Genomic DNA, 14,822 nt, shown 5'->3' on the forward strand with positions numbered 1-14,822 from the left:
TAATGTCACGATCAAGTACGAAAAAACGGGAGCAAGTTGCTTTATTTGCGGCGGCAATTTTAGTAGCAATTGGCGGAATTATTTACGAGCTGATTTTAGGCGCAGCTGCGTCATATCTGGTGGGCGATTCGATTTTGAGTTTTAGTCTGGCAACTGGCGTGACGTTGTTCGGTATGGGAATTGGCTCATTGCTGGTCAATTACATCAAGCTTCATCCAGCGACCAGCTTCGCAACGAACGAAATTATTCTGGGGCTAATTGGTGGAAATTCGGTGATGCTGATGTATTTGGGATTCGTTTTTACGCGTTCGCATTGGCTAATTTTTGCTATCATAAGTCTGGCAATTGGTATTTGTATCGGGCTGGAAATTCCGCTTTTAATGAAGATGTTTCAGGAGTTCGGGCGCAAGTCTTCGGTGAAATTGTTTAGTAAGATTTTAGCGCTTGATTATTTTGGGGCATTAATTGCGTCGCTATTATTCCCGCTCGTTATGCTTCCGTATCTTGGTTTAATGCGTAGCGCGTATCTGGTGGCGGCACTGAATATTGGCGTTGCGGTTCTGATTCTTAAGCAAATGAAGGCTTCGAAAATTATTATGACAATTAGCGTTATTGCAACAATGTTGCTTTTGGGGTTTTTCATTTTTGCGACAGAAATTGAACATGGAATTGACAAGCGAACATATAAGGATCCGGTGATGTGGCAGCAGCAGACGCCTTATCAGAAAATTGTGCTGACGAGATATAAAAATGACACCAGGCTGTTTTTGAATCGTAATTTGCAGTTCTCTAGTCTTGACGAGGCGCGTTATCACGAAACGCTATCTGCTTCTGCCTTATCTTCGGTTGCTAATCCGAAGCGCGTGCTGATTATGGGCGGCGGCGATGGTTTGCTGGCTCGGGACGTTTTGAAATATCCCAGCGTTGAGCATATTACGTTGGTTGATATCGATGAGGTGATGACCAATCTGGCGAAAACTAATCATCTTCTCACCGATATAAATCAGCGCTCGTTGCATGATCCGCGCGTTTCCATTGTCAATCAAGACGCTTTCCAATTCGCCTTCTCTACCTCAGATAAATATGATGTTGTGTTGATTGATTTGGTGGATCCGTCGAATGAAAAATTAGCCAAGTTGTATTCCGAGCAATTATATCGTCAAATTGGTAATATTTTAACGGAGCGTGGCGTTATGGTGACGCAAGCGACGTCTTCATTTTTCTCTCCACATGCTTTTTATATGGTGGCAAACACCGTCAAATCATCTCATCCAGAGCGATATGTGACGGCGTTTTCTGTCAATGTGCCGTCATTTGGCGAGTGGGGTTTTGTGTTGTCTGCGCCGCAAGCCGAGGTCGTGGCTAGCCAGCCATTGCCGAAAAACCTACGATATCAAAACCAGAAATTGCTCACCTTCCTGACTAAACAAAACGCCGTATCGGTGCCGTCTGGACCGACTTCTACGTTGGTTTCTCCGCGAATCACCGACGTTTACAATTCCGATATGCGTCAGTGGCGATACGAATAGTTTTTAGGCGGCGGCAGTGCTCTTTTTTCGTCGGCGACGTCGTCTTTTTGGCGTTGCTGAAGCTAGCGGTGTAACTGTGTTGATTGCAGTTTCTGTAGGTGTATTATCATTGCCGCGAATTTGCAAAACAACTTCGCCATCGTTTGCTGCGGGTTGCTGCTTTTCCGGTTGGCTATTGACCGCTGGAGCGTTGTTTACAGGTTGTGGTTGAGGTTTGGCTGGTTGCTTTTTTTGGTTGCGAACAGGCTTTATTGCAGCATCAATTTCTTTCTCGACATCTTCCCTATTTCGCGAATACATGCGACGCGAATGTTCAATAATGTGCGGCGTGTTGTCTGCTTGGCTTGGCGGAAGTTCCAATGTGCGGGCAGAAAACGCCGGAGTTTTTTCACCACCAATAACCATATTAACAACGAAATTACGATTGTGCATTTGAAGCAGGTCGATCGCTTCGAAGTTTGGCTCGAATTGCTTAGCAAGGATGGGTGCATCGTCAGCAGAAACTCGGAAAGAAATCATAGTGCCGACGTTTCCAAAAACCGCATCGCGAACCGTGTCGCTCATCTGGGAAATGTACTGATTGGCAACGGTCAAGTTAAGGCCATATTTTCGAGCCTCGGATAAAATGGTTGCAAACGAATCGGTGGCGAAGTTCTGGAACTCGTCGACATAAAGATAGAATGGGCGGCGGTCGCGGACGTCAGGAATGTCGCTTCGAGACATGGCGGCAAGCTGGATTTTTGTGACCAAAAACGAACCGAGGATGGCGGCATTATCTTCACCGATAAGACCTTTGGACAGATTGACAATTAGAATCTTTCCTTCGTCCATAATCTGGCGAATATTGAACGTGGATTTTGGCTGCCCGATGATGTTGCGGATGATTGGATTGGCGGTGAAAGCCCCGACTTTATTTAAGACTGGCGCAATTGCCTCGGCGACAAACTTGTCATTCCAGCTGGCAAATTCAACATTCCAGAATTGCAAAACCACGGTGTCTTGGCAATAAGTCAGCGTTTCTTTTCGGAATTCCTTATCTGTTAGCATGCGAGTAATGTCAAGCATCGTCGCTTCCGGTCGGTCCAGCAAAGCTAGAATTGTATATCGCAAAATATACTCAAGTCGCGGGCCCCACGAATCGCCGAAAATACGCTTCAAAACGCCAATGATTTCTGATGAGATGTTGGTTTTTTGGTTCGGGTTCGTGACTTCCAGTGGGTTGAATCCCAGAGGATACGCGGTGTCGGCTGGATTAAAATAGATCACGTCGTTCAATCGGCTGCCAGGGATAAATTTCATGTTGTTTATTGCGAAGTCGCCGTGCGGGTCGATGATGGCATATCCTTGATTATGGAAAATGTCGCTTAAGGCGAAGAGTTCTAATAGTCCGCTTTTTCCGGCGCCCGTTTGTCCTATTATGTAAACGTGGCGTGAGCGGTCATAGCGCAACATGCCAAATTGGTGGCTGATGCCGCGGAAGTTGGTGACGCCAAAGGCAGAAATTTGGTCATCGTTGACATCTTCGCCGGTTAAGACTGGCAATTTGGACGGCGGTTCTGCGGTTTTGGAGCTCGCCCAAACTATATTTGGCGTTTCAACGTTGGTGTGTGGCAAATGAAAAACTGACGCCAGCTCTTCTATATTTAAGATGAACCCGTCGCCGATGAACGAACGCTTGCGATATTTATCAATAAATTCTTTGCCAAACGCACCCTTGACGGCGTGAAATCCGTTGAGATTGGTTGAATTGAACTGCTTAAATGTACCGACAAGCGCCTGCATGCGAAGTTTGGCGTTTGTCTGACTTTCGCCCATATAAACTAAGCGAATCTTCACTTCATAGCCGAGCTTGGTTGCCTTTTTCTCTGCTTCAGAAATGCGAGTTTTATCGCGGTCTGACAGCTCAACGGCTGTCGATTGATTTGCTCCCTGCTCTGGTGGCTGCCATAATGCGCCAAGTACACCGATTAGCCACTGCATACTGCCGCCGAATCCTGGCAAGGAGAACATTCGTCCGTTTTTTATACTATTTATATATCGATCTGCAGCGTTTTGCCAGTCATCTGGGATTGGTCTGACTAGCACCTGAATCCACAATTCTTCACCGGTGGTTTCCAGTTTTGCCAGCGTACCCGTAATGCCCGCCAGCGGGTCGACCTCGAAGTTTTGGAAGGTGCGAATCGGGAGAAATTCGTCTGTGGTTAATGTTAATTCTGTCGAGTAAGCAACTTCGTGGTCGCGCTCATGCTCGGTATAATCTTCGTCGGCTTGGTGAATTTGAACGGTTGGGTATTGAGAATAAATCTGTCCTTCGACAAAGCTCTGCAGGGTTTTTGGTACCCAAACGTAAAAGCGAATTTGCCCATTGACTGAGGCGATTTCAAAGCTGATGTGCTCTTGGTGCCCGCCAGATAATCGCAATTCTTTATTGTCGCGAAGAATTCCGTGCAGTGAAGCGAATAACTGTTCGGCGGCAAGCTCTTGCTTGTCATTTGTGCGTGGGATTTCCAGGACTAAAAGTACGCTCTCAACTGGGGTGAAATCTTCGATCTTCCGATAATTCCGCCACGTCAAAAACATCAGGACTGCCACGATTGGCATCCAAATATACCATTGTAATAATGTGCTGATGATCCAAGAAATAATCTGCATTATGTGTAAATTATCTCACCTCTGAAAGAAGTTTGCAACTTAGCTTAAGCGGCTTCTTCAAAAACGTATGTGGCTTTAGCGACGCGTTTGAATTGCGGCTTTGATTGAAGGTTTAATAGAATGGTGGTTTCCTTGACTTGTCGTTTGTCGAGGACTTGACGAACGATTTCATCACGGTGAAGCGGAGTTTCGGAATTTTTCAAAATATCGGTAATGATATCTGCTACAGTTCCGCGGCTGTAGCCCCAGCTGGCAAGCGCGTAAATACCGCGACCGATTAGAACAAAGCGCTTGTCTTTAATAAGTTCATTGTGAATTGCCTGCGTCGTGACGCTTCGGCGGTTAAATTCGCTGTCCCGAATTCCCTTAGCAATGTCGGAAAAATGCATCGGTGAGCCATTTGTGTCCAAAACAACGTAGATTTTATCGCGAATGTTCTTTGGGTTAACGGCTGGCCATTTGGCTAGTCCCCACTGATCGTTTAAGCTGGCCAATTTTTTACTAACGGTAGCCAAGGCTGCAATGTTTGAAGGATGTTCATAGTTCAATTTTTTGTGCAATTCTTCCGCGGTAATAGGTTCGCCGTGTTTTTTGATGGTCTTTACAACTTCCTCGACCCTTGCTCTAATTTGCTTTTCGTTGCCGAGAGTGTCGATAGCTGCTGCTTGGTAATAATCGTCATTCTCTGTAACAATCGTGATGTTTTCTGCTAGCTCAGAAATAAACGCCACACGAGCGCGGTCAATTGCAGTAGCTTCTTTACCGAGGAAATGCGACGCCAAATCCTGCATACGCGCAACTCGTCCCATCTCAGACAAACTCGAAGTAATTTCTTTTTCCATAGCAATAACCGAAGGAAGTTCTCCCTCGGCGACAGCTGCACGTAGACGTGTTAAGATTGCTTTTTCTAGCTGACGAACGCGCTCGCGAGTAATGCCGAACATATCGCCAATTAACTCTAACGTTTCTTTTCGGTCATACAAACCAAATCGTCGAGAAATAATCTCCTTCTCGCGCTCTTGCGGAATCTTAGAAATAATAGTATCGACGACAGAATTTAATTTGGCGCTTTGCTCGGTTTTTGCTGTCTCGCTCATGTTGCTAGAAACATCCTCTCTGCCTCACCACAGGTTATATTGATTGAAAATATGTTTTTAATTATACAATTGCATTTGACAAAAGTCAATAGGTAAATGCCATAATTGCTGATATAAATTATAGCATTTATTTTACGTTTTTTGCAATAGATTATATGAAGAGTTTTTATTATTCGGAATTATTGGATAGTATAAAAACGCTATTTCTTTTTAGCGGATGTTTTGGCGGCTTTTTTAACTACGCGTTTGCGAGTTGGCTTCGCTGTTGTGGCGTTTAATAGCTCCAGAGCTTTTTCGTGAGTAATAGTTTTCGGATCCGTGTCTTTAGGGATTTTGACATTTTTAGCGCCGTTGGTGATATACGGACCGAATCGACCATTAAGAACCTTAATTCCATCTGGAAATTCGGCAATATTCTTAGCAGCTTCGGCTTCTAATTTGGCGGCGTAAAGTTCGCGTGCCTTTTCTAAAGTAATGCTGTGAGGATCTTCTGGCTTAATGGAAACGAACAATTTGCCGACTTGAATATACGGACCGAATCGTCCAATATTCGCCTTAATATCTTGCCCTTCCTCTGTTTGTCCGACGATGCGTGGCAACTTGAACATTTCCAGTGCTTGCTCTAAGGTTACCGTTTCAATCTTCGCGTCCTTTGGCAGCGGTGCAAAACGTGGCTTTTCGTCGCCGTCAGTTTCGCCAAGTTGCAGCATTGGGCCGAAACGACCGAATCTTGCGATAATCGGTTTATTCGTCTTCGGGTCAATTCCTACTTCGCGATTAGCGCCGACCTTACTTCGGTCGATCCCGCCAGATTGCTCGATTAATTTATGGAAAGGTGTGTAAAATCCGTGCAACATTGTGCTTTTTTCCAGATTAGCACCGGCAATTTTGTCAAATTCCGTCTCAACGTTGGCGGTAAAATCGTAATCAACAATTTGCGTAAAATGATCCGTCAGGAAATCGGCAATCAGTTCGCCGCTTGGCGTTGGAATAAGCTTGCCGCGTGTCGAGCCAGTTTTTTCCTGGACAATACTTCGGCCAACTTCCTCGCCGTTATAGTTCAGGACAATCACATCACGCGGTTGACCTTCGCTGTCGCCCTTTTCAACGTAGCCGCGAGTCTGCACGGTGTCGATAATTGTGGCGTATGTGGATGGGCGTCCGATTCCAAGCTCCTCCAGTTTCTTGACTAGCGAACCTTCAGTGTAGCGAGCTGGCGGTCGTGTAAATGTTTGACGAGCCGTAATGTCGTGAGAATTGACTTCATCGCCAGACTGTAACTTCGGTAGAAGCTCATCTTTATTGCCGCCGTAAACGCGTAAAAATCCGTCAAACGTAATAACTTCGCCCTTCGCCTCAAACTGAGCTGGCTTTTTGCTTTTTGGTAATTTTTCACCCTTGATGTCAATTGTGATAGTTGTCTTTTCTAGCTTCGCTGGCGACATTTGCGACGCTAAAGTGCGACGTCGAATCAGGTCGTATAATTTCTGGTCATAGCTATTATTAGACGCGGTTTCCAGAGTGATGTCCGTCGGGCGAATGGCTTCGTGAGCCTCTTGGGCGGACGCGGATTTGGTCTTAAACTTGCGAACCGTTGAATAATCTGGACCGTAAAGACGCTTGATAAAATCAGTAGCCGCCGCGATGGCTTGACCGCTCAAATTTACAGAGTCTGTACGCATATAGGTGATTTTTCCGTCTTGGTATAATTTTTGCGCCGAGGCCATAGTTGCTTTGGAGCTGAAGCCAAGTTTAGCGTTGGCTTCCTGTTGCAGGGTTGACGTGGTAAATGGTGCCGCTGGATTTCTGGTCCCAGGAGTTTTTGAGATATCGCTAACAATAAATTCGGCGGGTTTCAGACTATTTAAGAACTCGTTCGCCGCTTCTTCTGTATCGAATTTTTGATTAAGCTCGGCCTTGAATTCTTGATTGTCGTGAATAAAAATGGCAGTAACTTTGAACTGAGAATTGCCCTCAAACTTCATAATTTCTCGTTCGCGCTCGACTAGTAATCGCACTGCTGGGCTCTGAACGCGGCCAGCCGACTTGCCGCCCGGCACTTTCTGCCAGACGACTGGGCTGAGCTCAAAACCAACCAGTCGGTCAAGGATTTGCCTGGCTTGTTGCGCCTGAACCAAATTCATATCCACGGTTCGCGGATTCTTAATTGCATTAGTTATGGCGTCTTTGGTGATCTCGTGGAAGACGATTCGCTTGGTTGTTTCAATTGGAAGATCCAGCACCTTACATAAATGCCAAGCAATGGCCTCTCCTTCGCGGTCTTCATCGGTTGCAAGCCAAACATTTTCCTTGCCAACTGCCTTGACATTTTTCTTTAGTTCGGTGATAACTTTCTTTTTCTCAGGATCAACTTCATAAATTGCGAAAAAATCGTTAGCCACGTCAATCGGCGGCGTTCCATCCTTCGTCTTTTTAACAATCGAGCGAATATGCCCCACACTGGACAGGACGTGAAAATCCTTGCCGAGGTATTTCTCGATGGTTTTAGCTTTGGCTGGTGACTCGACAATAACGAGATTTTTCATAACTTTATATTATAACAAATCATTATCTGGCTACAACCGCAAAGTGAATTATTATGAGCGACCACTGAGGCGACTGAGCATTGCCATTGAGCCAAGGCTGCGATTAACATCTATTATTTGGCGCGGCTCTTTTGGTTTTTCTGTATTGCCGTTGACCGCTCTCTTTACGTAAGTGTATGTTGCGTGTGCAGCGAGTGGAAGAGAGGTAGCAGATGCTACAGCCCCTAGCTTGCGTAGAGTCTTGGCGAGATTTGGTTTTTTGTTTTGTTCGGCAATATGAGCACCAATATATGATATCAAAGTGGCTGTTTCTCCTGCCATGGCTAGTTTTCCTGATTTAGTTGGTCGAGTTTCAGCCTTCTCATCGCTACGCAAATTAGCGATTCCCGTAGCTAGAGCGTTTATCGAGTTTAGTAGAGCAACAGTGCCAAGAACTTTCTTCGGAGCCAGCCCCTTTTTATGTATTTCATAGAGGATTTTTGCCATAACTATTTTGTCTGTTGTGGCGTCTAATGCCGCGCCAGTGTTGCTGGTCTGTCCTGTCATACGTGCTACTTTGCCGTCCAAGACGTCAGCTAATCGCCCGACCGCGCATTCCGCCAGTCCTTCAGCCGTATCAATTTTTTTAGATCCGTGCATCACCAAAGCGGCGCCAGTCACGCTTATCAAATTAGGGACAGTAAAGATGTCCTTAGCAATTTTATGGGCGACAGGAGATGCTTCTCGGGCTTTTTTCATAGTCCGCATAATAACATCAATTTGTCAAAATAACAATATTATCGTAACGTCCAGTTGTTCGCCCCGAGAGGCTTGATAACACCGTTGATTTCTAGCATTGTGAGCGCCGTGGCGAAGTCTGACGCGGATAATCCTGATTTTTGTTGGATTTCGTCGCCGTCGCGCAGCCCTTCTGAGATGAGTTTTATGATGATGCCTTCTTCAATTGTTGCGCTGGCTGCTAATTCTTGACCGTTGTCTTTTTGTAATTTTTCTGGCGCGATGATTGATAAAACATCGTCGGCGTCTGTCACCAAATACGCCCCTTGTTTTAATAAAGTATTACAACCCGCCGACAACGGGCTGGTTATGTTTCCGGGAACTACAAACAAATCTCTTCCCTGGTTCAGTGCGTGCGAGGCTGTGTTTAATGTGCCGCTTCGCTCGGCGGCTTCGGTGATAATAATTCCGTCAGCCAGCCCACTAACCAAACGATTGCGCTCCAGAAAACTCCAACGATTGACTATTTTATTATCGCCCTTCATCCATTCTGAAACGACCGCACCGCCCCGCTCTATGATGCTCATGGCTAGTTGATAATTAGTCCGCGGCGAAATATCCGGAAGTTCATTTGGGACGACCGCCACGACTGTTCCGCCAGCTTCAATCGCAGCTTTTTGGGCAATACAATCCACGCCTAACGCCAGCCCACTCACGATTACACATCCGGCTTTTGCCAGATCTGTTGCTAATCGCTCGGTCACTTCTTTTCCGTAGGCAGACGGCTTACGGGACCCGACGATTGATACGACTGGCGCATTTGTTTCTGGCAATTTTCCCATATAACATAAGCTTTTTGGTGGATTGGCAATATGCGCTAATCTCTGGGAGAAAATATGCTCATCTGGTGTAATTCTATTGATTTCCATAAAAAATGTGGTAAAAAGTATTGACACTTTGTCAAATGTTTGCTATAATCAAGGACGATTGGTTAAGTAATCATTAACCAAACGCACCTTATACCCCCTATTCTAACTATATGTTAGGTTGCGCGCAATGGCATTAAGTATTCTTACCCTCCACTTTTTGCGGTTCAACGTTACGCGCATACTAACCCCTTTAACTGCCCTTTTTCAAAGGCGACCTCTGTTAATGTGAGTACAAAATTGTATTGATAGTCATCAGGCGCGGACTTTTGGAGTTTTAGTCGCGACGCTTCACTGATACGGTAGCTCGGGTGGGTTGAAGGGTAAAAAAGCGTCAGGTGATGCCCACCCTTACCTGGCGCTTTTTTGTTGGGAAAAATTATTTATTTTCTATAATATGTCGGCACTTTCCGCAAACACCTTCCAGCTCAAAGTGGTGTTTTGCGACTATGAAATTATGTTTTTTACCAATGAGATCTATGAGTTTTTCGAGTTCTTGCGATTGTATGGGTTCGGCATTTTGACAATTGATGCAGTAGAGATGGTGATGATGCGGTATAAAAGGTTCCGCTAACTCGTAATAGTTCTTCCAGCCAATAGTTATGGTGTTTACAATGTTCAGATTATCGAACATTAGTAGCGTGCGGTAAATGCTGGCACGGTTAATGTTTTTGCAGTTTTTCGCAATATCGCCGACCGTAAGAGGAACATCTGAATTTCGCAGGATATCGAATACTTGCTGGCGAGGTTTTGTCAGGCGAAGATTGTGGCGTTCGAATATTTCATTTAGCATAGTACTATCAATAGTTTATAACTTATTGCAACAAGTGTGCAATAGACTTACAGCCCGAGTAATTCATAAGGATATTTAGGTTGGTTGATTTTTGTGATGTGTGCGTCGGTTATGACGTATTCAGCTTGACTATTAACGATTTTCTGCGACAATTTACCCTTGACGATTAACCATGTTCCATCTGGGTAGTCTGTCGAAAAGTTTTTCTCGACCAGGATTTTCATAGGCACGCTGTCAACAGTGCAGCAACTTATAACATATCTGGCAATATTGAAGTAATTATAGCCGTAGTTTTTTAACAGATCATTTGAAACGAAGCCGGTAATGGTGATATCTTTGCCGTTAAAATAAGCGGCCTCTTTGCAAGAATTTATGGCGGTTTTCCAGAGATTTATTGAGATTGTAGAAGAGCCTTCTTTTGGTTGAGGTGTTTCGCAACGACTTTCGGGCTCAATAATCGCAGGACTTTCTTTTTGCGCGAGGCTGCTTGGGGAGAGTGGTTTTGGTGGCAATATATATCCGACTGATAATATAATTATTGCAAAATAAGATATCGGGGCAATTTTTTTCAAGCCAATTCTAGATTTATCTTTTGCGGGTTTATTTTTCAATTGCAACATTATATCAATAAACAAAAGTATAACGCCGATTACACTAATTATGACCGCGAATGCGTGATAGCGCGGATGTACGTAAAATCCGAGTTGATCGCGCCAAGCTAATAGCAAAATATATGCGCAAACGACAATTCCGCCAATTGATCTTGCAAGATTAGCGTACATATAAATTAACCCCCAGTCCGACAATTAGCGATAAGACGAATACAATTAAGGTAATTGTTGCAATAAATTTCCAGCGAAAAGTTGTTTTTAATAGTGTGATCATTTTAATATCTATCATAGGTCCGAACAGCAAGAAAGATAAAATTGAGCCTGTTGTGAAATTTCGCACGTAAGCTAGTGCAAAGAATGCGTCGATGCTGGAGCATATCGAAATGACGAAACTTAGCGTGATCATAGATATGACTGATAAGAAAATATCGCTACCGACAGCGTTTATGATGAATCGTGGAACGAAGATTTGTGTAGCGGCTGCGATGCTAGCACCTAAGGTTAGCATAGTAAATAATTGCCAGAATTCATTACGTGATGAGCTGAATAGGTTTGGTAATTTTGAGTCGTGATTATGAGAGTGGCAAAGTTTTTCAAATTCTGAATTAATAATGGAATCTTCCTTAAAAAAGCTGACGATAAAAGCGGTTATTTGTACGATAATTAACGCAAAAATAATTCGCCACCAAACCATTCGGGCGTCAAAACTGAAGGCGGTCATGGTTGAAATTATGGTTATCGGGTTTATGATTGGCGCGGCGAAAAGAAAGCTAATAACGTCGGCAGGTTTTAATCCGTTTGCTATTAAGCTGCGCGCGATTGGTACGTTGCCACATTCGCATACGGGCAAAAATAGTCCGATCATAGAGAGCGCAATTCGTCGAAGAAAGGCGTTTTTTGGCAATATTTTGAAAACGTCTTTTGATGATAAAAAGTATCTGATAAGCGCGGATATGATAATTCCTAAAATTAAGAATGGGACCGCCTCGACAATTACGCTTAGCGTCAGCGTGATGAAATCTTGTAATGACGGAAGTAATTTATTGCACCATTCTGCAAATTCTCCGTTTAATAACATGACGCCGAATCGTGAGCTGAATTGATAAATAGAAATTATAAGGACGCCAAAAAACACCCAACCGATCAATTCGCTGTTGGCTGATAAAAACTTTTTTATGCGACCATCTGGCGATTTTTGTGTCATATATAAAATTATACTCCATGCTTATGCTATACTAAATCAATATGAAACATCTTTTACATTCACATCATCCGTTTCGGATTTTCTGGTTTTCGGTCCTATTGACCTTAGGTTTGGGCAGTTTGATTTTTAGCCATATGGGCGTTAGCGGTCTTTGGCTATTTACTATTTTGGTGGTTTTGGAAGTTACGTTTAGCTTCGATAACGCAGTGATAAATAGCAAGGTTTTGGCGGGAATGAGCCAAGTCTGGCAGAAAGTCTTCTTGACGGTTGGTATATTTGTGGCGGTGTTTGTCGTTCGATTTATATTGCCAATTGCTATTGTGATGATTGCGAGCGGTCACGGATTTATGGATGTTGTCAATCTAGCGCTTCATAAACCTGTTGAGTACGGCAACATCCTGCATGAGGCATCGCCAATGATTGACGCGTTCGGTGGTGCGTTTTTGATTATGATTGGGCTTAGCTATTTTATCGATTACAACAAGCGTGTTCACTGGATGCGACATGTTGAGCCGATTTTGGCGAAGGCTGGGCGATTTGAGAATTTTAAGGTGTGCATAATGCTTAGCGTGGCGGCTGTTTTGTATTTTACGGTCGAGGCGCCGCATAAATCTTTGGTGCTGATTTCAGCGGTTCTTGGAATTGTGCTGCATATCGGATTGGAACTATTTGGGTCATTTTTCCATGAAGATGACGCGAAATCTGTTAAGATTAAAACTGGTTGGGCGGCGTTCGCTAGCTTGTTATATTTGGAAGTTCTGGATGCCAGCTTTAGCTTTGACGGCGTGATTGGTGCGTTCGCCATTACTAACAGCGTGCTACTAATCGTGGCTGGACTGGGCGCTGGAGCGATTTGGGTTCGATCGCTAACCGTATATTTGCTAAGAACAGGTGCGCTTAGCAAATATAAATATCTGGAAAATGGCGCTCACTGGGCGATTATGGCGCTCGGCGTGATGATGATTGCCAAATTATTCCACTTGGAATTGCCGGAATGGGCGACGGGTGGCTTGGGCTTATTGTTCGTGAGTTTGGCGGTCGGCAGCAGTATATTGGAAGCCCGATCGATCAATCTACAAGAAGCTGCGGCCGAAAAATTACATCAAGCCGAAGAGCAATTGAAGAACAGCGCTTCAAAAATTGTGCCGCGAAAACGAAGATAAAGTTTTAGATTCTAATATTTTATACTGAACGGCTCGATAGTTCCGTTAATAAATTTCTCGATCAAATTAATTGATTCGGGCAATATCCAACTTTGGAGAATCTTTTGCTCGTCTGAATTGAATTTGCCTAGGACAAAATCTACGTCACCGACTTGACGTCTGAGTAAATTGTCTGTACCAATACGAATATGCCAAAAGTCTGATCCGACGTGAGCGTGGAGCGACTTTAAGCCATTGCTACCAGCGTCTCGTCCACCTTTGCGGGTTCGAATTTTACCAAAATCTAGCGCCGTGTCGTCGTGAATAATTAGTAAATCGTCCAATGTCAATTTGTAAAAATCTAAGATTGCTCGAGCGGAAATTCCAACCTCGTTGTAAAAAGTAGTTGGCTTAATTAGTAAAACTTTTTCTCCAGAAATATTTGTTTCGGCGATATCTGCGGAAAATTTTGGCTTATTGCAAAAAACTGCATTATTCTCTGAGGCAAATTTATCAATAATTAAAAACCCAGCATTATGCCTCGTGTTTGTGTATTTTTCGCCTGGATTCCCCAATGCTAAGATGACTTTCATAGACTTAGTATATCACCTTGTGAAAATGACGTATAATAAGCATATGGCAAAACGCGATGATGATTTGGAATTTAGTATCAATGCGCCGTTTGATGATGGGCGAGCGGTTATCGATAAAGTTCCGCTGTATTTGGTGAATGGCTCGTTGGGCGCTGGAAAAACTAGTGCTCTTGAGTTTTTATTGCAACAAAGTGACTATAAGGGTTCTCGGGTGATTGAGAATGAATATGCTAATGAAAACGTTGACGGATATCGATTGGAAAAGTTGGCGGATATTGTGACGACTTTGGCTGGCGATTGTGTCTGTTGTTCGTCGAAGCACGCATTGACGCGAATGTTACTTGACTTTTGTCGCAATTCCCCCGCCCCAGTGTTTATTGAGGCGACTGGTGTGGCGCGAACGATGAATTTGGTTGAGAAATTGATTAATGCACAAATATTCAATAAGTATGAGTTGGCTCAGAGTTTTTATGTTATTGACGCACATGAGATTTTACGTGGAATTGAGCCGGCGCATGAAATTGAACTGCAAGCGGCTGATATGATTTTAGTAACCAAAGAAGATTTGCTAGGTGACGACGAGCGACTGCAATATGAATCCAAGCTGAACTCCCTGCCTTACGGAAAAATACTGAGCGCGCCACGAGGTAAATTTGATATCAATAAAATGACGACGCCATCGGGACTACTAACGTTTTTTGATAAGTACGACGGCGAATTGGCGGTGCCGGATAATCCGACATATGCGGTGCTGGATGTTTCTGGTATGAAAATTGCTGCGGCGACTCTGGAAAAAATTTGGCCGGAACTTTTTGATGCTTATAAACTCAGGCGAATGAAGGGTTGTTTTATTGATGATAATGGTGCGCGGCATCATTTGGAGGCGACGGAAAATCAGATTCAAATAGCTAATTCTGCGGCGGAAGAGCCAGCAAAAATTGTGCTAATTGGTGAACGTGCGGACGAAATTACGCGTGAAGTTTTGTCTGCGCAATTGATGATGTTTGAATAA

At 44.0% G+C, this 14,822-nt stretch carries 12 protein-coding genes; 3 read left to right on the forward strand and 9 right to left on the reverse strand.

All coding sequences use genetic code 11. The annotated features are described in order from the left end of the window. Positions 1-2 precede the first annotated feature (2 nt). Positions 3-1,529, forward strand: a complete 1,527-nt coding sequence (locus AACH20_RS00255) for a polyamine aminopropyltransferase (RefSeq protein ID WP_338503068.1) — start codon at positions 3-5, stop codon at positions 1,527-1,529. Positions 1,530-1,532: 3 nt separating this feature from the next. Here AACH20_RS00255 and AACH20_RS00260 read toward each other — a convergent pair whose 3' ends face one another. From AACH20_RS00260 to AACH20_RS00295, 8 genes are all read right to left on the reverse strand, one after another. Further along, positions 1,533-4,181: a type IV secretion system DNA-binding domain-containing protein gene (locus tag AACH20_RS00260; RefSeq protein ID WP_338503070.1), complete on the reverse strand. Its 2,649-nt coding sequence runs from the start codon at positions 4,179-4,181 to the stop codon at positions 1,533-1,535. 44 nt (positions 4,182-4,225) lie between these two features. Then, positions 4,226-5,278, reverse strand: coding sequence for a sigma factor-like helix-turn-helix DNA-binding protein (locus AACH20_RS00265; protein ID WP_338503072.1), 1,053 nt, complete (start codon positions 5,276-5,278; stop codon positions 4,226-4,228). A 200-nt stretch (positions 5,279-5,478) separates the two neighbouring features. Further along, positions 5,479-7,824 carry a type I DNA topoisomerase gene (gene topA, locus AACH20_RS00270; RefSeq protein ID WP_338503074.1) on the reverse strand — a complete coding sequence of 782 codons (2,346 nt, stop codon included), beginning with the start codon at positions 7,822-7,824 and terminating at the stop codon, positions 5,479-5,481. Positions 7,825-7,875: 51 nt separating this feature from the next. After that, a complete protein-coding gene (locus AACH20_RS00275) occupies positions 7,876-8,562 on the reverse strand; it encodes a CDP-alcohol phosphatidyltransferase family protein (protein WP_338503076.1) in 687 nt (228 codons plus the stop codon). A gap of 38 nt (positions 8,563-8,600) precedes the next feature. Beyond that, positions 8,601-9,470 (reverse strand): DNA-processing protein DprA, encoded by an 870-nt coding sequence (gene dprA / locus AACH20_RS00280; protein ID WP_338503078.1) that lies wholly within the window; start codon positions 9,468-9,470, stop codon positions 8,601-8,603. 376 nt (positions 9,471-9,846) lie between these two features. Beyond that, the gene (locus AACH20_RS00285; protein WP_338503080.1) at positions 9,847-10,260 is read right to left on the reverse strand and encodes a Fur family transcriptional regulator; all 414 of its coding nucleotides are present in this window, start codon (positions 10,258-10,260) and stop codon (positions 9,847-9,849) included. Between the two features lie 47 nt (positions 10,261-10,307). Continuing rightward, positions 10,308-11,042, reverse strand: coding sequence for a TIGR03943 family putative permease subunit (locus tag AACH20_RS00290; RefSeq protein ID WP_338503082.1), 735 nt, complete (start codon positions 11,040-11,042; stop codon positions 10,308-10,310). After that, positions 11,032-12,075, reverse strand: a complete 1,044-nt coding sequence (locus tag AACH20_RS00295; protein ID WP_338503084.1) for a permease — start codon at positions 12,073-12,075, stop codon at positions 11,032-11,034. The genes AACH20_RS00290 and AACH20_RS00295 overlap by 11 nt, the downstream gene beginning before the upstream one ends. 41 nt (positions 12,076-12,116) lie before the next feature. Here AACH20_RS00295 and AACH20_RS00300 point away from each other — a divergent pair, with 41 nt between their 5' ends. Then, a complete protein-coding gene (locus AACH20_RS00300; RefSeq protein ID WP_338503086.1) occupies positions 12,117-13,238 on the forward strand; it encodes a DUF475 domain-containing protein in 1,122 nt (373 codons plus the stop codon). Between the two features lie 11 nt (positions 13,239-13,249). On the opposite strand, the gene pth is transcribed toward AACH20_RS00300, so the two are convergent. Further along, positions 13,250-13,810 (reverse strand): aminoacyl-tRNA hydrolase, encoded by a 561-nt coding sequence (gene pth / locus AACH20_RS00305; protein WP_338503089.1) that lies wholly within the window; start codon positions 13,808-13,810, stop codon positions 13,250-13,252. 43 nt (positions 13,811-13,853) lie between these two features. Here pth and AACH20_RS00310 point away from each other — a divergent pair, with 43 nt between their 5' ends. Beyond that, a complete protein-coding gene (locus AACH20_RS00310) occupies positions 13,854-14,822 on the forward strand; it encodes a GTP-binding protein (protein ID WP_338503090.1) in 969 nt (322 codons plus the stop codon).

The sequence above is a fragment of the Candidatus Minimicrobia sp. QA0096 genome, from assembly GCF_963967315.1.
In the GTDB taxonomy this organism is placed as follows: Bacteria; Patescibacteriota; Saccharimonadia; order Saccharimonadales; family Saccharimonadaceae; genus Nanosynbacter.

Excerpts from the sequence above, each read along its gene's own strand:
- AACH20_RS00255 (WP_338503068.1), top strand. The coding sequence starts at position 3 with ATGTCACGATCAAGTACGAAAAAACGGGAGCAAGTTGCTTTATTTGCG.
- AACH20_RS00260 (WP_338503070.1), bottom strand. The coding sequence starts at position 4,181 with ATGCAGATTATTTCTTGGATCATCAGCACATTATTACAATGGTATATT.
- AACH20_RS00265 (WP_338503072.1), bottom strand. The coding sequence starts at position 5,278 with ATGAGCGAGACAGCAAAAACCGAGCAAAGCGCCAAATTAAATTCTGTC.
- topA (WP_338503074.1), bottom strand. The coding sequence starts at position 7,824 with ATGAAAAATCTCGTTATTGTCGAGTCACCAGCCAAAGCTAAAACCATC.
- AACH20_RS00275 (WP_338503076.1), bottom strand. The coding sequence starts at position 8,562 with ATGAAAAAAGCCCGAGAAGCATCTCCTGTCGCCCATAAAATTGCTAAG.
- dprA (WP_338503078.1), bottom strand. The coding sequence starts at position 9,470 with ATGGAAATCAATAGAATTACACCAGATGAGCATATTTTCTCCCAGAGA.
- AACH20_RS00285 (WP_338503080.1), bottom strand. The coding sequence starts at position 10,260 with ATGCTAAATGAAATATTCGAACGCCACAATCTTCGCCTGACAAAACCT.
- AACH20_RS00290 (WP_338503082.1), bottom strand. The coding sequence starts at position 11,042 with ATGTACGCTAATCTTGCAAGATCAATTGGCGGAATTGTCGTTTGCGCA.
- AACH20_RS00295 (WP_338503084.1), bottom strand. The coding sequence starts at position 12,075 with ATGACACAAAAATCGCCAGATGGTCGCATAAAAAAGTTTTTATCAGCC.
- AACH20_RS00300 (WP_338503086.1), top strand. The coding sequence starts at position 12,117 with ATGAAACATCTTTTACATTCACATCATCCGTTTCGGATTTTCTGGTTT.
- pth (WP_338503089.1), bottom strand. The coding sequence starts at position 13,810 with ATGAAAGTCATCTTAGCATTGGGGAATCCAGGCGAAAAATACACAAAC.
- AACH20_RS00310 (WP_338503090.1), top strand. The coding sequence starts at position 13,854 with ATGGCAAAACGCGATGATGATTTGGAATTTAGTATCAATGCGCCGTTT.